Annotated in this window: 21 protein-coding genes; 5 read left to right on the top strand and 16 right to left on the bottom strand. The window is 44.5% G+C overall.

The features are described 5' to 3' along the window. Positions 1-51 precede the first annotated feature (51 nt). Both NI468_RS09105 and NI468_RS09100 read left to right on the top strand, forming a co-directional pair. A complete protein-coding gene (locus NI468_RS09105) occupies positions 52-936 on the top strand; it encodes a LysR family transcriptional regulator (RefSeq protein ID WP_253101449.1) in 885 nt (294 codons plus the stop codon). A gap of 169 nt (positions 937-1105) precedes the next feature. After that, positions 1106-1783, top strand: coding sequence for a type 1 glutamine amidotransferase domain-containing protein (locus NI468_RS09100; RefSeq protein WP_253101446.1), 678 nt, complete (start codon positions 1106-1108; stop codon positions 1781-1783). A 109-nt stretch (positions 1784-1892) separates the two neighbouring features. On the opposite strand, the gene aliA is transcribed toward NI468_RS09100, so the two are convergent. The 4 genes from aliA to NI468_RS09080 all read right to left on the bottom strand — a co-directional run bounded on the left by aliA (position 1893) and on the right by NI468_RS09080 (position 6408). After that, positions 1893-3560 (bottom strand): cyclohexanecarboxylate-CoA ligase, encoded by a 1668-nt coding sequence (aliA, locus tag NI468_RS09095; RefSeq protein ID WP_253101443.1) that lies wholly within the window; start codon positions 3558-3560, stop codon positions 1893-1895. A 54-nt stretch (positions 3561-3614) separates the two neighbouring features. Beyond that, entirely contained in the window at positions 3615-4772 is a 1158-nt protein-coding gene (gene aliB, locus NI468_RS09090) for a cyclohexanecarboxyl-CoA dehydrogenase (protein ID WP_005100369.1), read from the bottom strand. A 12-nt stretch (positions 4773-4784) separates the two neighbouring features. Further along, positions 4785-5567: a 2-ketocyclohexanecarboxyl-CoA hydrolase gene (gene badI / locus NI468_RS09085; RefSeq protein ID WP_253101440.1), complete on the bottom strand. Its 783-nt coding sequence runs from the start codon at positions 5565-5567 to the stop codon at positions 4785-4787. Positions 5568-5643: 76 nt separating this feature from the next. Beyond that, positions 5644-6408, bottom strand: coding sequence for a glucose 1-dehydrogenase (locus NI468_RS09080; RefSeq protein ID WP_253101437.1), 765 nt, complete (start codon positions 6406-6408; stop codon positions 5644-5646). A 503-nt stretch (positions 6409-6911) separates the two neighbouring features. On the opposite strand from NI468_RS09080, the gene NI468_RS09075 reads away from it, so the two are divergent. Continuing rightward, a complete protein-coding gene (locus tag NI468_RS09075) occupies positions 6912-7403 on the top strand; it encodes a MarR family winged helix-turn-helix transcriptional regulator (RefSeq protein ID WP_253101434.1) in 492 nt (163 codons plus the stop codon). Positions 7404-7477: 74 nt separating this feature from the next. On the opposite strand, the gene NI468_RS09070 is transcribed toward NI468_RS09075, so the two are convergent. Beyond that, positions 7478-8749, bottom strand: coding sequence for an MFS transporter (locus tag NI468_RS09070; protein WP_253101431.1), 1272 nt, complete (start codon positions 8747-8749; stop codon positions 7478-7480). 356 nt (positions 8750-9105) lie between these two features. On the opposite strand from NI468_RS09070, the gene NI468_RS09065 reads away from it, so the two are divergent. Continuing rightward, positions 9106-10329 (top strand): CaiB/BaiF CoA transferase family protein, encoded by a 1224-nt coding sequence (locus tag NI468_RS09065; protein WP_253101428.1) that lies wholly within the window; start codon positions 9106-9108, stop codon positions 10327-10329. 70 nt (positions 10330-10399) lie between these two features. Here NI468_RS09065 and NI468_RS09060 read toward each other — a convergent pair whose 3' ends face one another. The 8 genes from NI468_RS09060 to NI468_RS09025 form a co-directional block, all read right to left on the bottom strand. After that, complete coding sequence (locus tag NI468_RS09060) at positions 10400-12082, bottom strand: AMP-binding protein (RefSeq protein WP_253101426.1); 1683 nt, start codon at positions 12080-12082, stop codon at positions 10400-10402. A gap of 88 nt (positions 12083-12170) precedes the next feature. Further along, a complete protein-coding gene (locus NI468_RS09055; RefSeq protein WP_253101422.1) occupies positions 12171-13655 on the bottom strand; it encodes a flavin-containing monooxygenase in 1485 nt (494 codons plus the stop codon). A gap of 11 nt (positions 13656-13666) precedes the next feature. Then, positions 13667-14506 (bottom strand): alpha/beta fold hydrolase, encoded by an 840-nt coding sequence (locus NI468_RS09050; protein ID WP_253101419.1) that lies wholly within the window; start codon positions 14504-14506, stop codon positions 13667-13669. Between the two features lie 128 nt (positions 14507-14634). Further along, entirely contained in the window at positions 14635-16437 is a 1803-nt protein-coding gene (locus NI468_RS09045; RefSeq protein ID WP_253101416.1) for an acyl-CoA dehydrogenase C-terminal domain-containing protein, read from the bottom strand. Between the two features lie 211 nt (positions 16438-16648). Continuing rightward, positions 16649-17629 carry an NAD(P)H-dependent flavin oxidoreductase gene (locus NI468_RS09040; RefSeq protein WP_253101414.1) on the bottom strand — a complete coding sequence of 327 codons (981 nt, stop codon included), beginning with the start codon at positions 17627-17629 and terminating at the stop codon, positions 16649-16651. Between the two features lie 11 nt (positions 17630-17640). Continuing rightward, positions 17641-18429, bottom strand: a complete 789-nt coding sequence (locus NI468_RS09035) for an enoyl-CoA hydratase-related protein (protein WP_081401190.1) — start codon at positions 18427-18429, stop codon at positions 17641-17643. Positions 18430-18466: 37 nt separating this feature from the next. Further along, entirely contained in the window at positions 18467-19390 is a 924-nt protein-coding gene (locus NI468_RS09030; protein WP_005106944.1) for a 2-hydroxyacid dehydrogenase, read from the bottom strand. Continuing rightward, positions 19387-20142: a class II aldolase/adducin family protein gene (locus tag NI468_RS09025; protein WP_253101411.1), complete on the bottom strand. Its 756-nt coding sequence runs from the start codon at positions 20140-20142 to the stop codon at positions 19387-19389. The genes NI468_RS09030 and NI468_RS09025 overlap by 4 nt, the downstream gene beginning before the upstream one ends. A gap of 110 nt (positions 20143-20252) precedes the next feature. Here NI468_RS09025 and NI468_RS09020 point away from each other — a divergent pair, with 110 nt between their 5' ends. Beyond that, the gene (locus tag NI468_RS09020; RefSeq protein WP_253101408.1) at positions 20253-20690 is read left to right on the top strand and encodes a PaaI family thioesterase; all 438 of its coding nucleotides are present in this window, start codon (positions 20253-20255) and stop codon (positions 20688-20690) included. Positions 20691-20810: 120 nt separating this feature from the next. On the opposite strand, the gene NI468_RS09015 is transcribed toward NI468_RS09020, so the two are convergent. The 3 genes from NI468_RS09015 to NI468_RS09005 are packed head-to-tail and all read right to left on the bottom strand — an operon-like array spanning position 20811 to position 24344. Continuing rightward, positions 20811-22022: a 3-oxoadipyl-CoA thiolase gene (locus NI468_RS09015; protein ID WP_219309416.1), complete on the bottom strand. Its 1212-nt coding sequence runs from the start codon at positions 22020-22022 to the stop codon at positions 20811-20813. Positions 22023-22047: 25 nt separating this feature from the next. Then, a complete protein-coding gene (locus tag NI468_RS09010) occupies positions 22048-23568 on the bottom strand; it encodes a 3-hydroxyacyl-CoA dehydrogenase (RefSeq protein ID WP_253101406.1) in 1521 nt (506 codons plus the stop codon). A 2-nt stretch (positions 23569-23570) separates the two neighbouring features. Then, entirely contained in the window at positions 23571-24344 is a 774-nt protein-coding gene (locus NI468_RS09005; protein WP_180038869.1) for an enoyl-CoA hydratase, read from the bottom strand. Positions 24345-24682 lie beyond the last annotated feature (338 nt).

Raw genomic sequence — 24682 nt, 5'->3', positions numbered from 1 at the left:
ACGATGGTTGTGCAAATATGCACAGGAATTTAACAGGATGTTAAATAAAAAATGAAAGTGGATTGGGATCATTTACGTTTCTTTTTGGTTTTAGCGCGTGCTAAAACGCTCACCAATGCAGCCCGCTTGATTGGTGTTGAACACAGCACCGTAGCGCGGCGAATTCAGGCCTTGGAAAGTACTTTAGGTACGCAACTCTTTAAGCGCGAAGCCACCGGTTATGAACTGACCTCGGAAGGTCTGGCACTGGTACCGCGTGTTGAACAGATGGAACAGTCCTTTATCCAGATTGACAAGCGCCACGACCCTTTGCAAGGTCGGGTTCGGATTGGTGCGCCAGAAGGCTTTGGCACGGCATTTTTAGCCCGTCTTTTGGCAGAATTTTCCCAACATTATCCTTTGCTGACCATTGACCTGATTCCAGTACCGAAAGCGATCAAACTTTCACATCGTGAAGCCGATATTGTAATTGCGATTGACCGGCCCAAATCTGGCCCCTATATCATTACTCGTTTGTCTAACTACTGCCTAAAACTGTATGGCAGCCAACATTATTTACAGCAAAATCCGAAAATTAAAAAACTGGAAGACCTCAAACAGCACCGTTTTGTTGATTATATTGATGATCTGGTCTATAGCACTGCACTGTATTCGCTGGAGCGTCTTCCCTTGCAAGTCAGTGCCTGTTTTCGCAGTAACAGCATTCTGGCGCAGGAAATTGCCGTTCGTGCAGGAGCCGGACTGGCTATTTTGCCGAAATTTCTGGTTAATGAGAAAAGCGAACTCAAAGAGGTTTTGGGCGATCAGGTCAGTTTTACCCATACTTTCTGGATGCTGACGCTGGTCGATCTGCAATATGAACCAAAAATAAAACTGGTCTGGGATTTCCTGCGTAAACAGGCCGATCTTCAGCAAGACCTGTTAATGGGCAGATGAATATTAAATACAACTGTGCTGTATATAGAGTCACATCTTTAAGTTAAATCAACTGAATTAACAACGTATCGATACAGCAAATGAACGTATCACAACACTCCTGACCTCTGTGACTTGTTAAATTAACAGTCGATTATTCACGATGATTAACGAAATACAGGAAAATAATATGAAAATCTTGATGGTACTGACTTCACATGACCAGCTGGGTGATACTGGCAAAAAAACCGGCTTCTGGCTGGAAGAGTTGGCTGCGCCTTATTACACCTTTGTCGATGCAGGCGCAGAGGTAGTTTTGGCTTCTCCTGCAGGTGGTCAGCCACCGCTAGATCCAAAAAGTAATGAGCCGGATGCGCAAACCGAAACCACCAAACGCTTTGAAGCAGATGCATCGGCCATGCAGGCTCTTGCCAAAACACACAAGTTGGGTGAAGTCTTAAATCAGGATTTTGATGCCGTGTTCTATCCGGGTGGTCATGGACCGCTATGGGATCTGGCCAAAGACCAGAATTCCATTTCTTTAATTGAGCAAACCTTGCAGGCAGATAAACCTGTTGCGCTGGTCTGTCATGCTCCGGGTGTCCTGCGTGATGTGAAAGATTCCGAAGGCCGTTCTATTGTAGAAGGCAAAACAGTCACCGGTTTCAGTAACACTGAAGAAGACGGCGTGGGTTTGACAGACATCGTTCCGTTTTTAGTTGAAGACATGCTGAAAGAAAAAGGTGGGAAATATTCCAAAGCTGAGGACTGGCAGGTATACGTGCAACAAGATGGTCTGCTCATTACTGGACAAAACCCGGCCTCTTCTGCTGCAACGGCTGAAGTCTTATTAAAATTATTAAAATAGACGTGATTCTAAAGTTTGCATTAAACCTTTAGATCATTTTCTTTGAAAAAGAAAAACCCTGAATAAGGCAATATTATTCAGGGTTTAATTTATCTATTTATTCCCAGATTTAGTTCGCTTCAACTGTCGTTGAGGCAATATGCTGTGCCAGTAATTCTCTGAGTTTAAATTTCTGGATTTTCCCCGATGGCGTCATCGGAATATCCTCCCAGATTTCCAAACGTTCCGGAAGATATTGCATGGCCAGATTATGAGTTTTCAGGAAATCTACCAGCTCATTAAAACTTAACGGCTTTGTCTGATCTTTCAGTTTGATGATTGCACAGGCACGCTCGCCCATTCGTTCATCTGCATAAGCCACTAAAGCCACTGTTGCAATATTCGGATGCTTATAAAGTAGTGATTCAATTTCCGCGACCGGAATATTTTCCCCGCCCCGAATAATCACATCCTTCTTACGTCCGCAAATCCGGATGTAACCCTGCTCATCCTGATAGGCAATATCGCCAGTATCAAACCAGCCTTCAGTATCTGTATCGTTCAAATGTGGACGTTTTAAATAACCGCCAAAATTTGAACAGGTGCGGATCATCAAACGACCGGATTCATTCACGGCTTTGGTCTGACCTTTTTTATCCACGATCTTGATTTCCACGCCTGGTAAAGCGATGCCATCAGTATTGAAAGAGCGCTCATCTTCATCTTCAGGTCGGGTTAGCGTCACCGCACCACATTCAGTCATACCCCAGGCTGATATGACTTTAACACCCAGAGTTTCCCGGGCTTTTTGCACCAATGGGCCGGGAATGGGTGCACCGGCACACAGGAAGATTTTCAGTGAATCAACCTTGTCATGCTGTTCTGCCACGGTATTGGATAGGTCATTCAGGAATGGGGTCGAGGCCATGGTGAAATTCACCTGATGCTGATGAATCAGATCTACGGCTTTGGAAACATCCCAAACATCCTGCAACACCACTTTGGTATTCAGCTGAATTGGCATCATCAGGCCATACATAAAACCGGTCTGGTGTGCCATCGGCGAGGCCATTAACACCACATCATTTTCAGTTAAATACAGTCGTTCGGCATAAGGCACAATATTAGAAAATAAGGTATTGGCGGTATGCATGACACCTTTCGGTTCACCGGTCGTGCCTGAGGTAAAAATTAGCTGGGTAACGTCATCCGAGCCAGATTCCAATCCATCCAACACAGCAACTGCTGAAGCATCTTGTTCCAGACCATGATTAAGTAACAGACGATCAAAATTATTTTCACCTGCACCATTGACCACAATCACATGTTGCAGGGTATCCCGCTTGTTTTGCAGCTGATTGGCCAACTGTTCATGATTAAAATTGCGGAACGTTTTAGGTACAACAAAAACTTTGGATTCACCATGCTTGAGCATGAATTCCAGTTCACGTTCACGGAAGATCGGCATAAGCGGATTGAGTACTGCACCGATACGGCTACAAGCCAGATATAACAAGGTAAACTCCCACCAGTTCGGTAACTGGCAAGACACCACATCATTTTTTTCAACACCGAGTTGTCTCAAGCCCAGTGCAATTTTATTGGTCATGTCCCAAAGCTGCTGATAGCTGAAAGTCTGTTCAGTTTGATTCTCGACTTTAACGCTTACTAAAGCTGTTTTGTCCGGATTCTTTTCTACGGCACTACGTAAAAAATCAAGAATCGTTTGATTTAACCAGTATCCCTGTTTGAGCATGGCCTGTTTTCTGGCCGGGATCAGAACCGCATCGAAATCCATTCGCTTACTCCTCATTCTTTATAATTATCATATTCAGGTTTGGGCTTATTTTCCTTAAGCAGGAACAGCCTTACGTCCTGCCTTATGCCGCGCAATAATCGTTTTCATGATCTGGGCTGTTCCATCGCCAATCTGAAAGCCCAGTACATCACGCATCCGCTGTTCCATCACACCACGGTCATAACCGGCATGACCAAAAGTCAGCAGACATTGATGAATTACATCATAGGCCAGTTTTGGCCCCCACCATTTACACATGCCTGCTTCAGAGGTATGTGGCAGATGATTGTCCTTGAGCCATAAGGTTTGCAGGCAAAGTAAGCGTGCAGCCTCAACCTGGGTTTCGTATTCTGCCAGTGGATGTGAAACTCCCTGAAAAGCAGTCAATGGCTGACCAAAAGCTTCACGTTGGGCGGCGTATTCCCAGGCTTCATCCAGACTCACCCGGGCAACGGCCAAAACCTGCAAGCCAATCAGTGCGCGTGAAAAATCAAAGCCCTGCATCACCTGCACAAAACCTTTGTTTTCATCCCCTAGACGATGATTTACGGGTACGCGAACATTGTCAAAAAAGATTGAACCGCGACCGATCGCGCGCTGACCATGACAGTCAAAACGTGTGGTACTGATGCCCGGTAAATTCATCGGAACCAAGAGCGCTGTCACGCCATGCGCACCATCTTCATTGGCGCCAGTGCGGCCAAAAACCACCGAAGCATCTGCCTGATCGGCCGCAGAAATTGAGGTCTTTTCGCCATTAATGACATATTCGTCGCCATCCCGTTCAATCTTTAAACGCAAGTTGGCTGCATCAGAACCGCCTCGCGGCTCGGTCAAGGCAATCGAAAAGATAGCCTCGCCTGCAGTGAGTTTTTTCAGCCAAGGCTCAACTACTTCAGGCTGACCATGTTCGGCCAGAATCTGCCCATTTAGGGAAGCAAGCAGGTTGATATAGGAGAAACTTAAATCCGCCTTGGCAATCGCTTCATGGATAATTCCGGCAGCCAGTCTGCCCATGCTCTGACCGCCGTATTGTTCCGGTAGTTCAGGTGCAATAAAACCCATTTCACCCATCTTTTTGACCAGATCACGGTCAAAAACTCGGCTTTGGTCACGTTCCAGAAAACCGGGAGCAATATATTTTTGGGCAAATTTATCAGCGGTTTCTGCCAAAAACTCGAGTTCTTCAGTGATATAAGGATTCTTTTTCATGGATCAGTCTCCTTATTTGGCATATTTACGGAATTCAGGCTGACGTTTTTCTTTCAGTGCATTGACTCCCTCACGAGACTCCTCAGTATCGTAATAAAGTTTCAGCGCATACATGCCCATGCCAGCAATACCCGCCTGATGTGCGGTATCCATATTGAAACTACGTTTGGCAATTGCTATGGCAGTCGGACTACGCTGACAGATTTCTTCTGCCCAAGCCTGCACTTCGTCATCCAGTTGATCGGCCGGTACGCATTTATTCGCCAGACCCATTTCTACAGCTTCCTGACCAGAATAACGACGGCACATATACCAGATTTCACGGGCTTTCTTTTCACCTACCACACGCGCTAAAAATGCCGTGCCATAGCCCGGATCAACCGATCCCATTTTCGGACCAACCTGACCAAAAATCGCTTTATCTGAACAGATGGTCAAATCACAAATGGTTGCCAGCACATTGCCACCGCCAATGGCATAGCCTTGTACGCGTGCAATTACCGGTTTAGGTACATCGCGGATGGCGGTATGCAACTCTTCCATTGGCAAACCGATCGTGCCGCGGCCATCATAATTGCCATCATGCGCGGACTGGTCACCACCGGTACAAAAAGCCTTCTCACCCGCGCCTGCCAGCACAATTGCGCCCACGTTACGGTCATAACCTGCTTTATTTAATGCCTTGATCAGCTCGTCACAGGTGGTACCACGGAAAGCATTCATTTTTTCCGGACGGTTAATCGTGATCCAGGCAACACCGTTCTTAACTTCATATAAGATATCTTCAAAATTCATTTTCTTTACATCCTGTACTGTTTTTATCGATCTGGTTTAATTCTTGAAAACTATTATGGGTTGATGTGCTTTTCACTTAACCACTCATGGTTAAACCACCGGAAACACTCAACACCTGCCCGGTAATAAAGCTGGCATCATCACTTAAAAAGAAAGCAATCGCAGAAGCCAAATCATCCGGTTGCCCCAAACGACCCAGTGGAATGGCACGAATAAAGGCTTCACGTAATTTTTCCGGATTTGATGCGCCTTCAGTCACGCCTGCAAGCAAAGCCGTATCGGTAGGTCCCGGGCAAATCACATTAATTTTGATGTTATGACGTGAATGCTCACGTGCTAGCGTTTTAGAGAAAGATAACAAGCCGCCTTTACAGGCCGCGTAGACTGCTTCACCTGAAGAACCGACCCGGGCTGCATCCGAGGCAATATTGACAATACTGCCGGAATTACGTTCTACCATGCCTTTCAGCACAGCAAAGTGTGTATTCAACATACCAACCAGATTGATCTGGATCAGCTTTTCCCATTCCTGCGGATTGGTTTTAACAAAAGGTTTAAAAATATCCCAGCCGGCATTGTTGACCAGTCCATCAATTGGACCGAGTTCAGTTTTGGTTTTTTGAACCGCCTGCTCAACCACGTCCATTTGGGTAATATCACACTGAATTGCCAGTGCCTGACCATATTGATTGATTTCATTTGCCAGCTTTTCAGCCGCTTCCAGATTCATATCGAAAATGGCAACTTTGGCGCCTTCCTCTGCCAGACGTCGGCAAGTGGCTGAACCAATTCCGCCTGCTCCGCCTGTCACAATCACAACCATGTCTTTTAGTCCTTTCATTGCTCATCCCTACGCTATTTTGTTGTCGAATTTAATTGGCTGTTGTTTTAATTCGGTGTGTTTTATCTAAAATAGAAAGAGATTGAATTTATGTCAATGCATTTACATAAAATAATAATTATAAATTATTATTTATATATTTATCATTAACTTAATATTTTTAATTATTCAATGTATTGACCTATATTGTTTTTTGGCTTTAGATTAATTTGAATCCGACTTCACTCTAGGGCCAAATTATGTCTTTTGCATGACAGATAATTTATTCCTTTAAAATTAGGAAAAAAACCTTAGATATTTGACGAGTGAGCGCAATGGAAGTGAGGAGAAAAAGAGAGATTTCCAAACCATAAAACTGATTGACTCAGAATTTAAATAGGAAAATTTCTGCAAAAACACTATGATTTTTAAATCAAATTATAATAGAAACTGGTTTGTGCGAAAAAGCGATAGGTTATACTCTGCGCGGCTCGGCTATTTCAGTTTTGAGGATGTCCAATATTGTGAGTGATACGTTGTCAAAAAAATATGATCAATCCTTATATTCTGCTCATAACCGGCTTTTTTTCCGGCTGTTTCAGGTGGGCAACAGCCTGGACCGCAAGTGCCTCAATGAGCTAAAAATATCTCCAGTACATTGGGCAGTGCTGGGTGCCCTGTCCCGTCCAAAAGTTAAATCAGGAATGTCTTTTTCAGATCTGACCGAATATCTGGGGGTAAGCCGACAAAATCTGGATGCCGTATTAAAAAGACTGGAACGTGATGGACTGGTAGAGCGAGTGATCAATGAGCAGGATCGACGTGCCAAAATTGTTGCACTCACCACTGAAGGTTTTCAGACCTGGGATAGTCTGCAGGATGATTTTTTTGAGTTTTATGGACAGGCCTTAAATAAACTGGCTTTTGATGATGTGATTACCCTGATTCATCTGCTCAATAAAGTAAATGATGGTTTGAAAAGTATTCATCTGCATAAAGAAGCAGATCAGGAATAAACAAATAGAAATTCAGCTTTAATTGAAGAGTATAAAAAAGAGCCTGTATTCAGGCTCTTTTTTTGAAGTTGAAATTATGCTTTTTGTGGATCGTATTGACGGTCTTTGATGAAAATCCCGGACACTGCCCCACATAAGAAATAAGCACCGCCCATAATCAGGAAGCCTAGACCAATTGAACCACCGCTAGCTGCCGCGCCAATAATCGCAGGTGCAAACATGGCCCCAATACGACCTGCATTATAAGCACCACCGACTGCTGTACCACGGATCGATGTCGCAAAGCTTTCAGTCATATATGTGGCATTAATCGCATATGGAATGCCATATAGGAAGCCGAAGAAAATCAGCAGATAGGCAATATTATCCGGGGTGTTGAACAGCACAATTACCGGTAGGAAAATTGCCGTACCAATCGCGCCAAACGAGAAAACGGCGCGTCGACCTAAACGGTCTGCAGCAAAGCCGGCCAGAACTTTACCAAAAATCATGGCGACATAAGTCCCGATCATATAACCCGCCATTGATTTAAAGTTCATGTGTAATTCAGATTCTAGATAAGCAGGCATCCAGTTATTTACACCGTAATAGCCAAACTGCAGAAAACCGGCCGTAAAGATCCACAAAATAAACATTCTGCGATTCGCAGGATCCGCGAAAATCTCTTTGACTGTGCTTTTTTTGGCGGGTTGCTGTGCTGTGATTTCAGCTGGGGCATATAGACGCTGCAAACGTGCACGCTGCCAGGATTCTGGCTCAGGAACCAGTTTCTGGATAAAAATCGCCATAACCGAGGGAATAATGGCAATAAAAAACAGGGTTCGCCAGCCATATTCTGGAATGATCCAGCCTGCCAGTACAGTGGCCACAATATAACCGACGGTCCATCCTGCCTGTAAGGTACCTAAAACCGTGGTGCGATATTCAGTTGAAACATATTCAGCCATGAGCGTATTGGCTGCAATATATAAAGAGCCTATGCCAAAGGCAGAAAGAAAGCGTAAAACAGCAAATTGTTCAAAGTTCTGTGCAAAGCCTAAGGCTGCGGTCAATATGGAAAATACCAGAATCGAAATGACTACGGTACGTACACGGCCCAGACGGTCACAGGCCCAGCCACCTATAAAGCCACCAATCGCCATACCTGCTAAGGTAAAACTGCCTAGTGTACCGGCCTGCAGATTACTGAGACCAAACTCTGCTTTCAGGCTATTTAAACTGAAAGACAGCAGCAACATGTCCGCGCCATCTACCAGTAAAGCCAGAAAGGCGAAAATAAAAGCAATTTGCTGCGTTCGTTTGGTCGTAGGTTTAATCTTTTCTAATTCTCTCGCTAAATCCGTCATATTTAAATCTCTGTTTTCCTATCCTTAGGTTTTCATGATCTTTTATATTTAAAGCTATTCCGCTAATGAATATGCTTTAAGGCTAATCCGTTTTTAATTCACTTGATTGACTCCTTTTTTAATCCTGTCTGGGAGATCGCTTTTTCCTTTTTATCAGTGACCTCTTGTTCTTCGTTCATACTTATATTTGCATCAGGCTAAAGAAAATAAGATGAATATTCATCATTTTAGATGTTTTATTTTGTTATACGAAATTTATTATCATAAAGTTGATTGTTCTTTCATTTTCATATAGCTTTAAAAAGAGGGATAAGAACGATATGTCATTTGAATATGATCGAACAGGGAGCGTAATAATGGGTGCCTTAACAGGATTTCGTGTACTGGATTTAAGCCGGATTTTGGCTGGGCCCTGGTGTAGCCAGATTCTGGCTGATCTGGGTGCAGAAGTGATCAAGATTGAAAAACCGGATCATGGGGATGATACCCGTATCTGGGGACCACCTTGGCTTAAAAACAATCACCAGCAAGATACCCATGAATCGGCTTATTACCTGTCAGCCAACCGTGGCAAGCATTCGGTTGCAATCGATTTATCTACACCTGAAGGTCAAAGTATTATCAAAAAACTTGCTGAACAGAGTGATGTAGTCATTGAAAACTATAAAGCCGGTTCGTTGAAACGATATGGGCTGGATTATGAAAGTATGAGTCAGCTAAATCCGCGACTGGTATATTGTTCTATTACCGGTTTTGGCCAGAACGGTCCGCGTGCTCAAGAGCCGGGCTATGATTTTATCGTTCAGGGAATGGGCGGCATGATGAGTGTCACTGGCGAACGTGATGACTTGCCCGGTGGTGGCCCGCAAAAAGCAGGTCTGGCCTTTGCCGATTTGACCACCGGCTTATATGCCGCAATTGCCATTCAGGCGGCTTTGTTGTCCCGTGAGAAAACCGGTGAAGGTCAGTATATTGATATGGCGCTGTTAGATACCCAGGTCGCTTCCCTCTCTGTTCTGGCCATGAATTATCTCACCTCAGGCAAAGTCCCCGGTCGCTTCGGAAATGCACATGCCAATATTGTGCCCTATCAGGTGTTTAAAGCCCAGAAAGGTGAATTTATTATTGCCTGTGGTAATGATCTGCAATTTAAAGCTTTGTGTCAGGCCGTTGGTCTGGCTAAGGTGGCAGAAGATCCTCGCTTCTTAAAAAATTCTGGACGTGTTACACATCGTGAAGAATTGACCATAGTTCTACAGGCTCATTTCTATACTAGACCGGCAAAAACCTGGGTGGATTTAATCCATGCGGTTAAAGTGCCGGTAGGAATGATCAATGACCTGAAACAGACTTTGCAAGAAGAACAGGTATTGGCACGCGATATGGTGATTCAGATGCCGCATACTTTACGTGAAGATTACACCTCAATCGGTTCACCGATTAAACTCTCCAAGACACCGGTAGAATATAAAAAGGCCCCACCTTGTCTGGGTGAAGATACTGATGCCATTTTGAGTCAATATTTAAGTTCTGCTGAAATGGAAGAACTGAAAAGCAAAAAAGTTATCCAGCAGCGATAAGCCTGCAAGCAGTAAAAAAGGAATCTTGCGATTCCTTTTTTATTTTAAAGATAATGGATTAGATCATTCCTTAACAGGCCTTAGCGCTGGGCTGAACAGTACGAGGCAGTTCACGACGCAGAATTTTGCCTACTGCAGACTTTGGTAGTTCGAACACAAATTCAATGTATTTCGGCAATTTATAACTGGTCAGTTGCTGCTTCAGATAAGTCATGATTTCATCTTGGGTTAGAGTTTCATCCTGTTTCACAATAAATGCCTTGGGTACCTGTCCAGATTTTTCATCATCAATACCAATCACTGCACATTCCAGTATTTTAGGGTGTTTGGACAGCACGCCTTCCAGCTCATTGGGATAAACATTAAATCCGGAGACCAGAATCATGTCTTTTTTGCGGTCCAGAATGGTGATATAGCCCTGTTCATCCATACAACCGATATCACCTGTCAGGAAGAATCCATCTTTGGTAAATACCTGTGCTGTTGCTTCCGGTTGCTGCCAGTATCCTTTCATCACCTGTGGACCACGTATGGCGATTTCTCCAGCCTGATTAAGTTCTACAGGTTTTCCTTCATCATTCAGAATCAGAATTTCAGTCCCTGCCAATGGCAAGCCAATCGTGCCACTAAATCGCCGGCTTAAAGGAGGGTTAAAAGTTGCAGTTGGTGAGGTTTCAGAAAGTCCGTAGCCTTCATAAATCTGGCAGCCTGTAACCTCATGCCATAACTCTGCCGTATTTTTCAGAATAGATGCTCCTCCGCCGGTTGTGGTTTTCAGGCGTGAATGATCCAGCTCACGGAAACGTGAATGATGCGCCAAGGCATTAAACATGGTATTCACACCCGGAAAAACGGTCGGTGGATGTTTCTGGTATTGATCCACCAAAGCATCCAGATCTCTCGGATTTGGAATCAAGACATTGGCAAAACCACGGCTTAAACCATAACTGAACAGGCAGATGGTAAATCCATAAATGTGATACAGTGGCAAAGCACAGAATACATATTCATTTTCAGCGGCATAGCGATCACCAAAATGGCTGATAAACACGGTACTGTTCTGGGCGATATTAAATAAAATATTGCGATGGCTCAGTTCTGCGCCTTTAGAAACACCTGTGGTACCTCCCGTGTATTGCAGAATGACCGTATCTTCCTGATGCTGTACAGGCGGTGCAAAATCAATAATCTCTACCTGATTTATTGCCTGTCTAAAGTCAGAAAACTGTTTATCCGGATATTGTGCTGCCTGACTATAAATAGTACTTGGCTGCTCTTGAATAAAATCCAGCGGATGCGTTGAAATGACATATTTGAGTTGAGGACATTCCTCTAATGCTGTTAATTGCTCCAAAGTCTGTCCAAGGATAATCAAGGCTTCTGCACCTGAATCCTGTAGCTGATGATAGAGCTCGCGCTGGGTGTACATGGGGTTGACATTGACCAGCACATAACCGGCCCGAATAATTGCAAAAGTAGCGATTGGATATTGAATAATATTCGGTAACATCACCGCAATACGGCTGCCAGCAGTCAGCCCAAGACTCTGTAAATAGCTTGCCAGTTTCTGGCTATACACATCGATATCGTGATAGCTGAACTTGCGATCCAGATAAAAAAATGCCGTTTTATCCTGAAATTTCACCAAATTCTCAGCAATTGTCGTGCTCAGGGTTTTTTCAGGATCTGGCCGGGTAAACTCCGGATTGATATTCCACTTTTTATATTCTTCCATCCATGGCTGACTGCTCATGACTATACTCCTGTCCTGAATTTACATTTATTTTGTATTATTTAAACCATAAGATTTTGATTTTAATTAAATATTTTCAAACCACTTTCTACTGTCTCGATTCAACATACTGATAGTGATAACCGCTACGAATAAAATGCTGATTTTTATCCCTAAATGAATGAGCATAATCCGGCCAGACCAAAGTCAGCTTGCGACTGACCGGGTCCAGATACCAGCTTTTACAGCTTTCCGATAACCAGACACTACCTTGGGAAAGTTGCTGTAGCTCCTCCATATAGCTATTTTCAGCGCTCTGATCCGCTTCAAAGACCTGAATCTGTTCCTGCTCAAAAAACTGCAAGGCATCCAGTACCAGATCAAACTGGGTTTCCAGAAAATAAAGTGCTGAATTATGTCCACTGCCTGTATTTGGCCCATTCAGGATGAACAGGTTTGGAAAGTTGTGTACGGTCGTTGACTGATAACCCTGCATACCGCTGGACCATTGCTGTTCCAGACTTAAACCCTGTTTACCCACGACCTTTGCTGCATAAGGTGGTCGTGCTGCTTCAAATCCGGTGGCAAATACGATGATATCTGCAAAAAATTTATTTCCAGCTTGGCTTATAACGCCATCCTTGGTCACTTGTGCTAATGCTGAATCTTCAAGCTTGACATGGGGTTTTAGAAAAGTCGGATAATAATCATTAGAAAGCAATAAGCGCTTACAACCAGGTTCATAATTCGGCGTAAGTTTGCGCTGTAATTCAGGATCTGAAATCTGATGTTTTAAGAATTGCAGGCAGTTTTTCTTGACCCGCTCAATCTGGCTTTTCAGATTACGGCGCTGGGCAAAATTGTATTCATTGCCCCAGAACAAGGAATGTCTGAGGGCCGACATACTGTCCGGATCTTTGCGGAAAAGCTGTTTTTCTGACTCAGAATAAGCTCGGTCTGGTCGGGGCAAAATATAGGGCGCACTACGTTGCAAGACGGTCAGGCTTTTGGCTGTTTTGGAAATTTCCGGCACAAGCTGGATGGCAGAAGCACCAGAACCCACCACAACGACATGTTGATTTTCCAGATTCAGCTCGTGGTTCCAGCGCGCGGAATGCATCACTTGGCCTTCAAATTCTTCCAGCCCCGGAATTTGCGGGAGATGCTCATCTGCCAGATGCCCGGTTGCGGTAATTAAGATCTCAGCCTGATACAGACCTTTAGAGGTGTGAATTTCCCATATTCGTTCTCGTGCATTCCAGCTAGCCTTTTCCAGTTGCGTATGAAAATCAATATGGGGCCGGATATTTTCCTGATCACAGCATTGAATTAAATAACGCTGAATTTCTGCTCCGTGTGGAAAGACCCGAGACCAGTCCGGATTTTTAATAAAAGAGAAAGAATATAAATGGGAAGGTACATCACAGGCGACTCCGGGATAGGTATTGTCACGCCAAGTGCCGCCCACTTCTGCTGCACGTTCAATGATTTTAAAATCGTGGATGCCCTGCTGTTTAAGGCGGATTGCCATTCCCAAACCACCAAAACCGCTGCCTACAATTAGAATCTTGCTGCGCTGTCCTTTAGCTTGCATATTTATCTCCTTTAAGGCATATAAGGCTGGATTTTTTGATTCACCGGATATTGTTCTGGATGCTGGCTAAACTGGTTTACCAGTTGCACCACTTCGGCTGGCGCTTCGACATAGAGCGCATGTCCTGAAGAAATTTCGATATAGCGACTGTTCGAAATTGAAGCAAACAGCAGTTTAGCTTGCGCTACAGGCACCATGCGGTCTTCACGGCAAGCCACAATCAACGTCTCTGCACGAATCTCAGGCAAGATCGATGTAATATCAATGCGATAATTCAGTTCACGCTGTTTGGCTGCATCTTGGGAAGGTTTGACAAAGCGTGCCAGATCCAACACCTGCTGTTCGCTTCGTGCAGACAGATAATCATCGCTATACAGGCAATAATTGACAAAATGAGGCAAGGCCGCAGATTGTTCAGTAAATAATTGCTGCCAAATGACAGTACGTAGTTGTTGCACCGAGCTGGTTTTGGCCCAACCGGCTAACAGGATCAAACGCGCTACGCGCTGTTTTAAACTGGCTGCCACTTGTGCAGCAATCACGGCACCGAGTGAATAGCCGACCACTGTAATGATTTCATCTTTTGCAACTGCATGCTGAATCAATGCTTCAACCTGTTGGCTAAAATCAGTCACCTTTAGATCAGCTTTATTCGGGGTATGCAAATCAATGGATAAAACCCGCTGATGAATACCCAGCATCGGAAAAATATAGCTGAAATGCTTGTCGGTATTTCCACCGGTGCCATGAATCAAAATAATAGTCGGAAATGCAGAACGCTGTCCGACTTCATGAAAATTAAGCTGCAGATCAGCATAAGGACACTGTCGAGTAATCATGTCTAAATCCATATAGACTCCTGATCTTGTTGTTTTATGGTTTATTCAATATCCGAGAATAAATCTCAATATTTGAATTGGGTGAGGATGCAAAAATTATTAAAAAAGACCCACGACACGAGTATCGTGGGTCAAAAGGTTTAATCGAATTTGAACTCTTCAGGTTCAAGTAAAAACAGGCTTTCACCGCCCGCCTGAATATTGGCAAAGTGGGTTGAAGTTCTTGGCAAAATACGCGCAAAGAAGAATTGTGCAGTTTTGATCTTGGCTGCATAGAACGGATCAGTATTGCCTTCTTCAATTTTCTGCTGCGCAGTAATTGCCATTTTCAGCCACAAATAAGCGGACACGACATAACCAGAGAAATATAGGTAGTCAACTGATGCTGCCCCAATTTCATTGGCAGACTGTTGAGCCTGCTCCTGAATGGTTCTGGTTAATTTCAGCCATTGTTCAGTCAACTGGCTGACTTGTGCAACTTGCTGGCTGAACTGGACATGTTGCTGATGCTCTTTTACAAAGCCCTGAATTTCATCGGTTAATGCGGTCAGCAAACCCAATTTTGAGCCCAGCACTTTACGCGCCAGCAAGTCAATGGACTGAATTTCAGTAGTTCCTTCATAGAGGCTGGCAATACGTGCATCACGGGCAATCTGTTCCATGCCATGTTCAGCAATATAACCGTGACCACCGAAAATCTGCATACCATGTTTAGCCGCTTCTATGCCGGTTTCGGTCATTAATGCTTTGGCAATAGGGGTTAATAATGCTAGACGGTCTTCAGCTGCTTTTTTCTCTTCAGGGCTTTCAGTGGCTTCAGCGATATCGGCATAGGTCGCCAGATAATATGCAAGTGCACGTGAACCTTCTGCAAACACCTTTTGAGTCAGCAGCATGTTACGTACTGCCGGATGCACGATAATCGGATCTGCAGGCTGGCCTGGCACTTTTGCACCTTCAAGTGAACGCATCGCCAGACGGTCTTTGGCATAAGCCAATGCCCCCTGATAAGAAGATTCTGCTGCTGCCAAGCCTTGAATGGCTGTACCGATACGTGCCGAGTTCATAAAGGTAAACATGCAGTTCAGGCCGCGATTTTCAGGCCCAATCAGGAAACCTTTGGCATTATCAAAATTCAGCACACAGGTCGCGTTACCGTGAATGCCCATCTTGTGTTCAATGGCACTACACACTACGCCATTACGGGAAGCCACATTACCAGCTTCATCCAGATTGTATTTCGGAACAATAAACAGCGAAATACCTTTGGTTCCCGCAGGCGCATCCGGTAAACGTGCCAGTACGATATGCACGATATTTTCAGCCAGGTCATGTTCACCGGCTGAGATAAAGATTTTCTCACCACTGATGCTGTAGCTGCCGTCTTCATTTGGCACTGCTTTTGTACGGATTAAACCTAGGTCAGAACCGGCATGAGATTCAGTCAAGCACATGGTGCCCGTCCAGCGACCGGCAATTAAAGGAACCAGGAACTTCTGTTTCTGTTCATCGCTACCGTGGTGCTCTAAAGTACGCATGGCACCATGGGACAGGCCTGGGTACATGCCCCAAGACCAGTTGGTTGCAGTGATAATTTCAGAAATGGCAATACGGTATAAAGTTGGGAAGCCTTGACCGCCATATGTTTCATCACCAGTTAATGAGGTAAAGCCGAGTTCTACATATTTGTCATAAGCTGCTTTAAACCCATCTGGTGTGGTGACCACGCCATCCTGCAAACGGCAACCCTGCTGGTCGCCTGTCGCATTAATCGGTAGAAGTTCGTTTTGGCAAAAGTCCGCAGCGACTTCCAGATATTGCTCCATAATATCCATAGAAACCTTGTCTGCGAATTTTGCATAGCCCTGATATTTCTGTTCAACGTTTAACAGGTCTTCCAGCACAAACTTCATGTCTTTTAATGGTGCAATATAATTTCTCATCGTAATTCCCTTGTATGAGTTCTAATTTATATATTTATGACAATTAATTTCATAATACGAAATTATGTTTTAAATCCACTATAATATAATTTAAAGAATAAAATCTAGTCATTCGATGAAATTTCCCATTTAAAAATAAAAAATATACAGAATGAAAAAAAGCCATTCATGGTGGAATGGCTTTTCTATTCAGCGACTGCCCTAAAGCTGATTAACGTGGAAAAAATTGAGCTAAACGTTGCTGAACAATTTGCTCTGCCTCCTGCATGATATTATCGATCAGCGTCTGACAAGTCGGAATGTCATGAATCAATCCCATCACTTGTCCTGCAGTTAGAACTCCCGCATCAATATCTCCATTTTCTAAAGCGAGCTTGCCTTTTAAGCCACTAACATAAGGCCGAATTTGTTCAAATTGCAGATTTGGATCTTCACTCATTTTAACCACTAGATCAGATACCGCATTTTTGGCAACACGGGCAGTATTCCTGAACTGTCGATATAGCAGATGCGTCGCCCTTTCATCATTATCGACATAGAACTGTTTGATGTTTGGATGGATCGGCGCTTCCTGAGTGGCACAAAAGCGAGTACCCATATTGATGCCTTCAGCACCTAAAGCCAAAGCTGCGACCAGACCACGGCCATCAGCAAAACCGCCACTGGCCACAATCGGCACAGTGAGCTGATCAGCAGCGGCAGGAATTAAAATCAGGCCAGGAATATCATCTTCACCCGGATGGCCCGCACATTCAAAACCATCAATCGAGATGATATCCGCACCGATTCTTTGCGCTGAAAGCGCATGACGGACTGAGGTACATTTATGAATGACAATAATGCCACGTTGCTTAAATGCCTCAATATGTTCATGAGGCTTGTTGCCCGCCGTTTCTACGATCTTGATACCGCTTTCAATGATCGCCTGTCGGTATTCTGCATATGGCGGCGGATTCACGGCGGGCAATAAAGTCAGATTGACTGCAAAAGGCTGATCGGTCATTTCTCGGCAGCGTGCAATTTCCTTGACCAAGGCTTCAGGCGTCGGTTGAGTCAATGCCGTTAATGTTCCCAAGCCACCTGCATTAGATACGGCACTGGCCATTTCTGCGGTACCGACCCACATCATGCCACCCTGGATAATTGGATAGCGAATGCCTAAAAGCTCGGTAATACGGGTCTGAATTTTCATAAATGCTCTCCTTAGCATCCGGTAAATTGTGCAGGGCGTTTTTCGACAAAAGCCTGGACACCTTCTTTATAGTCCTGACTGCTCAGAGCCAGATATTGCAGGTTTTGTTCCAGCTCCAGTTGCTGGTCCATGTTATTTTCAGCACTGCGTTGCAAGGCCTGTTTGGTTAAAGCCAGCGCATAAGTCGGCTGTTGAGCTAATTGCTGTGCAATGTCGTCGATATAAGCATCAAATTCTGTATCTGGAAGCATTTTCCAGATCATGCCCATTTCAGCAGCCTCTTTGGCATGTACAGGTTCCCCCAGAAAAGTGAATGCCATGGCACGTGCATAACCGATTAAACGTGGCAACATCCAGGTGCCACCGGCATCAGGAATCAAGCCAATTTTAGAAAAAGCCTGAATAAATCGGGCACTTTCCTTGGCAATGACCAGATCACAGGCCAGCGCGATATTGGCACCTGCACCGGCAGCCACACCATTCACTGCTGCGATCACCGGTTTGGGACTCTGGCGGATCAGGTTAATCAGGGGATTATAGTATTTGGCCAGCGAGCCTTGCGGTGGCAAAGGCACATTACCGAGCTGTCCAGCACGTTCTTTTAAATCCTGTCCCGCTGAAAACGCCCGGCCATTACCACGGATCACAATCACCCGAATATCCGGAGCTGTATTCCAGTTTTTCAGCACCTGCTGCACTTCCTCATGCATCTGCCGGTTAAAACTGTTGAGTGAATCCGGGCGGTTAAAGCTTAAAGTTGCGACGCCTTGCTTAACCTGAGTTTGAATCGTTTCCCACATCATTAATTTCCTTATTTTTTTGCTTGTATCCCTACAATTAATAGCCTTTATTGACATCTACCTGATGGCATAAATCCAGCCCGAGATTTAAGCGTCGGTCATTTTCCAGAATCTGTTCCACCACCACAGACATGGGCGCATGTGAGGCAACATGTGGTGTAACAACGATCTTTTCATGCTGCCAGAATGGATGTTCAGCGGCTAAAGGTTCCTGCTCAAATACGTCGACAATTGCACCACGTAAGTGGCCGGAATCCAGTGCATTGAGTAGATCCTGTTCAATTAAATGCTGGCCTCTCCCGACATGAATTAAAGCCGCTTGTTCAGGCAGTTGCTGAAATAATTCAGCAGAAAGAATGCCAGTATTTTCTTCAGTGAGTGGTAGCAGATTAATCAGAATCTGGCTTTGGGCCAGGAACTCAGAAAGTTGTTCTGTACCTACATAACTTTTGACCTGATCAATATCTTTTGGGGAATTGGACCACCCAGACACCTGATAGCCCATGTCGGCAAAACGTTCTGCCACATAACCACCCATATGGCCAAGGCCCATAATCCCGATCTGGATATGATGGCTATAACTTTGACGATACTGTTTCCATAGCTGCTGCTTTTGCTGCTGGGTCATGCGGTCAAAATAACGCTGGAAATACAGCACGCCCCAGAGCAGATAATCAAACATGCCCTTTTGATGATGTGGATCCAGTACCCGGCAGACTGACTGGTCAGATCTAATCTCGTTTAAATTTAAATGTTCGACCCCTGCAGCAATCGAATGAATCAGACCAAGCTGTGGTAGCTGCTGCACTTTTTCCAGATCTGGAAACCAGGCAGCAACAGTGGTCGCCTGTTCAGCTTCCGGGCTGTCCACTGTACAGAAACTGCCAGCAGGCGCATATTTCTGAAAAGACTTCACCAGAATTGCTTCAATATTCGGCACAGTACTGGATATCACAATCATGATGCATACTCCGTATATTGATGCTCAATCAAAGACAAAGCGGCCTGCCAGGCACGCTGTAAAATCGGTTCAACTAAAGGACTGGCGAACTGCTTGGCAGTTTTAATTCGGACTTCTTCTGCTGGATAATACAGTTCGGCACCGCCACTTAAGGCCTTCACCTGCGTCTGACAGGCACGCTCCAGAAAATAGATTTCATGAAAAGCCCGTGCAATCGTTTCGCCAGCCGTTAAAAGTCCGTGATTGCGTAAAATCATGGCGCGATGGCCGCCCAGGTCCTGAATCAGGCGCTCCTGCTCATCTGTTGACAGTGCCACGCCTTCATATTCGTGATAGGCCACCTGCTGATAAAATTTCAGCGCATGCTGGGAAATGGGAAGAAGTCCGTGTTTCTGTGCAGAAACTGCTATGCCATCTGCGGTATGCGTATGAATGACACAGTTCAGATGAGCATGTGCTTCATGAATTGCGGAGTGGATGACGAAGCCAGCCATATTCACCGGCTTGTCCTGTTCATAGCTTTCTACCACTTGCCCTTCATGATTAATCTTGACCAGCGTTGAGGCACACATTTTTTCAAAAGCGATACCATACTGATTAATCAGAAAACAGTCAGGCTGATCAGGGACTCTTAAACTGATGTGAGTATCAATCAGGTCCGTCATCCGGTAATGCGCAATAATGCGATAAAGCGCTGCGAGTTCACAACGTGCCTGCCATTCAGCATCTGTGACGAGATTTTTTATTGTCATCGTTCCATCCTGGAAAAATATAGCATTTCGATCACTATCTGTTATATCATAATTCTATAAAAACAGAATATTATTTCATAAGACGAAATAAACCATTACAAGGAGTTGATATGCCCACATCACAATTAAATGGACTTGAATATCTCACCGCAATTAAAAATGGGGAAATTTCCAGTTCAGCCATGAGTGAAATTATTCCCATGCGTTTGACCTTAGTACGCGAAAACTATGTGGAATATGAAGTGCGTCCTGATCATCGCCATTACAATTTACAAGGCGGAATTCATGGCGGCTTTTGTGCAACGGTTCTAGATAGTGCGACTGGCGCTGCCGTGCATACGACAGTAGATGCAGGTGTCAGTTTCTCAACAATTGACCTGAATGTGAAAATGCTGAAAGCCATGAAAAGTGGTGAAACCTATACCGCCATTGGTGAAGTTATCCGGATCGGACGCAATGTACTGACCTCAGAAGGCCGAATTATCGATAAAGAAGGTAAAGTTTATGCCTTTGGGTCGGCAACATTATTAGTCACTGGTCGTAAGTAATCATTACACTGACGTAGTCAATCCCTGCTCAGGCAGGGATTTTTATTTTAAAAGAAAAATCTCAATAAAAAATGCCATGCATATCATATATACATAGCATTAAGGCGATTACTTAAGCTGTTATGCAGCTTCAGGGTTTTCAATTACCATCGCCAGGCCTTGACCCAGACCGATACATAGACTGATCACGGCATATTTTTTACCAGTACGCTGTAACTGACGTGCAACAGTTAAAGCCAAACGCGCACCCGAACAGCCCAGTGGATGACCAATGGCAATTGCACCACCATTTGGATTAACACGCGGATCATCCAAAGCGACATCCAGACCTTTCAGGCAAGATAATACCTGACTGGCAAAGGCTTCATTAATCTCGATGATATCCATATCGTCTAGCGTCAAACCCGCACGCTGTACTGCCTTTTTAATCGCTTCAATTGGGCCTGCTCCCATGATGCGTGGCTCAATGCCAGCGGCTGCAGAAGACAGAATACGAGCTAAAGGTTTTAAGCCATACTGTTCCTGCACTTTTTCACTGCCGATAATCAGTGCTGCAGCGCCGTCATTGATTCCTGATGCATTACCTGCTGTTACTACACCACCTTCAAATAGCGGTTTTAACTTGGATAAAGCTTCAAATGTTGAAGATGCACGTGGATGCTCATCCTCAGTAATTTGTTTAGGCGGCAATTTGCGTCCTTGAGAAACTTCAATCGGGGTAATTTCACCTTCAAAGAAACCTGATTCTTTCGCTACCTGATATTTTGCCTGTGATGCAGCGGCAAAGGTATCAGCCTGTTCACGGCTAATACCGAATTCTTCAGCCACGTTATCACCTGTTTCAGGCATACTGTGCGCGCCAAACTGATCCGTAAATTTACGGTTCGGGAAACGGGTACCAATCGTGGTGTCATAAATTTTGGCATCACGTGAATAAGCACTTTCTGCTTTGCCCATCACAAAAGGCGCGCGGGTCATACTTTCTACGCCACCAGCAATGTACAACTCGCCTTCGCCTGCAGTGATGGCACGTGCCGAATCAATCACAGCACCGAGACCTGATGCACATAAGCGGTTTACCGTCTGCCCCGGAACTGTTACCGGCATACCCGCTAACAATGCTGCAAAACGTGCCACATTACGGCTGTCTTCACCGGCCTGGTTGGTACTACCAAAGATTACATCTTCTACGTCTTCTGCCGGGATACCGGTTTTTTCCAGCAGGTTTTTAATGACTGTAGCTGCTAGATCATCTGGACGTACACTTGCCAGACTTCCGGCATGGCGACCGATTGGTGAACGTAAACCATCATAAATATATGCATTTAACATGAATGTTATTCCTTTAACTTTTTAATTAATGTGTTGTATGAACAAGAGGCAGACCAAGCTGAACACGGCGACGCAACCAAGGACTTGGACGGTAACGCTGGTCACGGGTAATCGCAGTCATGCTATCCAGAATTTTCAGGATTTTTTCAGCTCCCAGCACATCCCCCCATTCAATTGGCCCATATGGATAGCCAAGGCCTAATTTTACTGCGATATTGATATCTTCTACCGTTGCAACGCCTTGCTGGGCAATATCACAGCCGAGATTCACAATCATTGCCAAAGCACGTTGAGCCACAAAGCCTACGCTTTCCTGAATTACGCTGGCGGTCACACCATCCAGATTGAAAATCGATTGGGCTGCTTTTACCAGCTCAGGTTGGGTGATAAAAGTTGGCATCAAGGTACGGTGTTTGTTTAGACTATATAGCAGATCGATACACACCACTTGCTGAGGTGCCACCTGATAACGGACAGCGGCTGATGTTGCATCTTCACCATAAGTGGCAATCAGGATTAAAGCCTCTACTGAAGGTATCTCAGTTTGCTCAATCTGAATGTTGAACTGTTGCAGATATTGCTCAAGTGCCTGACGGTCTTCGTCATATTCGGTGCCTAGCCAGACTGATGGATATTGACTTAACTTTTCAACTAATGCTGGAGCAACATCACCTTCTTTGCTACCCGATGTGTAATCATAAAAACCTTTACCGGTTTTACGACCTAACTGCTTGGCAATAAAACGCTGACGGGTAATCACGCTTGGACGGTAACGTGCTTCTTCATAATACTGATGATAAATCGATTCACTCACCGGGTGCGAGACATCCATACCGGTCAGATCACCTAATTCAAACGGCCCCATTTTGAAACCGATTCCGTCACGGTAGATCCTGTCAATATCATAAAATGGTGTGACATTTTCATTCAAAATTGCATAGGCTTCGCTACCAAAGGCACGGCCGGCATGGTTAATGATAAATCCTGGAGTATCTTTAGCTTTGACCGGACGATGACCCATTTTTGTAGAGAGCTGGGTTAATGCTTCAACAATATCTGCACGGGTATTAAAGCCTTCAATCACTTCGACTACTTTCATGAGTGGGACCGGATTAAAGAAGTGATAACCGGCAACACGCTCTGGCTGACTGCAATTGGCAGCAATTGCACTGATCGACAATGAAGAGGTATTGGATGCCAGAATCGCTTCTGGTTTTATCATTCCTTCCAGTTGCTGCATCAGTTTTTGCTTGATTTCCAGATTTTCAATAATCGCTTCAACAATCAAGTCACAATCTTTCAGGTCTTCTAGCTGCTGCGCAGTCGACAGATGAGCAATATCTTCAGCGGCTTTTTCATGGCTGAATTTACCTTTATCTGCTAAGGTATTTAATGTTTTGGCCAGTTTATCCTGTGCCTGTTCGGCTGCCCCTTCTTTGGCATCAAACAGTACCACATCATGACCAGACTGAATCGCGATCTGGGCAATACCTGCACCCATCGTGCCTACACCAATAATGCCGATTTTCTGAATCTGAATACTCATGCTTATCGTCCCTGATAATTCGGTTTACGTTTTTCAATAAAGGCCTGCATGCCTTCTTTTTGATCTTCGGATGAGAACAGCATCTGGAAAGACTTACGTTCCAGGGTAAGTCCGGCATTAAGCGGCACATCTTCAGCCAGTAAAGCCACTTCCTTGATTTGTTCAAGCGCAATTGGCGGCATTTTTGCCAGACCTTCAGCCATCTTGATGGCTGTTGCAAGGGTTTCGCTGTCTTCCGTTACTTGAGACACTAGGCCAATCTGATAAGCTTCCGGCGCTGGTATCAGACAACCCGTCATGATGATACGCATCGCATGGAATTTACCCACGGCACGGAATAATCGCTGGGTACCACCGGCACCCGGCATGACACCCACTTTCACTTCAGGCTGACCAAACTGGGCGCTTTTCCCGGCAATAATAATATCTGCATGCATCGCCAGTTCACAGCCACCACCAAGTGCATAACCGTTTACAGCTGCAATCACCGGTTTTGAACACTGTGCAATCGCCTGCCAGTAACGTTCAGTCCGGCGCTGCATCATTTGAATGGTTTCTGCATTGGCCAGTTCTTTAAGATCGGCACCTGCTGCGAAATCTGTTTCACCACCGGTAAGAATAATGGCACGTACATTTTCATCGTCATTCAGTTGCAAAAAAACCGCCGCAAGTTTCTGGCGAACTTCTGTATTCAGGGCATTTTTCGCTTCTGGTCGATGAATTTTAACCATCGCTACATGTGCTGAAACTTGTTCTACTTGAACGACCTGTTCCATTAAAATCTCCATTTATTTTGTATAGCGAAATTTTATTTTATATAAAACTAAGGTTTCTCAAGCTATAAATCAAGGATTTTTAACTCCAGAATTCAAAAAAGTTATTTTTTACTAAAAATAGAGTAAAAACTCTTGTTTAGATGGTTATTTTGTGATTAATTGATTTCGCAATACGGAATTAAATATTTTAAATGCAATCTGATTATCCATTTAAATGAATAATCACCATAAGGCAGAACTTAAAATTAATTTACGAAATCAAATTTTCCAGCAATGAGATGATTTTGATTTAGCGTAATAAAGTGAAAAATCGAATGTAGCCTGATAATAAATACAGC

It is taken from the genome of Acinetobacter lwoffii (assembly GCF_024129355.1).
Classification (GTDB): domain Bacteria; phylum Pseudomonadota; class Gammaproteobacteria; order Pseudomonadales; family Moraxellaceae; genus Acinetobacter; species Acinetobacter lwoffii_I.
This window is presented reverse-complemented; position numbering and strand designations above follow the sequence as displayed.